Raw genomic sequence first — 572 nt, 5'->3', positions numbered from 1 at the left:
GGGCAGGCTGCGCGTTGCGCGCCACATCGCCATCGTGAATTTCCCCTCCATCATCCCGGCCTCGTGGAAGAACCGGATCATAGGCTCGGACATGAACTGCAAATTGACGCGATAGTTCGGGCTCGTCTGCTGCGCCCACAGCCCGCGCAGACGGTTGATTCCGACAGCGGGGTACACCTTCGGATTGATGAGCAACGGGTACGCAAAGTTCGCAATGACCGCCAGCGTGCCTCGATGCCAAGCGCGCGAGATGCGTCCGCGACGCTGCATCCCCTCCACCATTTCCAGCCGCGCGAAGGTGATGTGGCGGGCCTCTTCGAGAACGTGGATCTTCATGAGCTGGCGCAGCTGCGGCTGCATTTTCGGGTCATTCATCGCCTCACGCTGAGCGCGGTCGAGTATCTCTTCGATGAGCAATGTCGCGCCGGATACAGACGGGCCGAGAGGCACAAAATGCAGAATCTTCGCGAAGCCCAAGAATCCCTTCGGCAACTTGTACGGCGCCAGTCCCGTCTTGTTGATCAACCGGGCAAACATCGTCGAGTGACGTGCCTCGTCGCCGATCTCGTTAA

1 protein-coding gene is annotated in these 572 nt (G+C 60.1%); it reads right to left on the bottom strand.

What is annotated here, in order from left to right; genetic code table 11:
* On the bottom strand, window positions 1-572 hold a 572-nt coding region (locus GM1_RS21420; RefSeq protein WP_040521068.1), incomplete at both ends, for a diiron oxygenase.

The organism is Gordonia malaquae NBRC 108250, assembly GCF_000344135.1.
In the GTDB taxonomy this organism is placed as follows: Bacteria; Actinomycetota; Actinomycetes; order Mycobacteriales; family Mycobacteriaceae; genus Gordonia; species Gordonia malaquae.
This window is presented reverse-complemented; position numbering and strand designations above follow the sequence as displayed.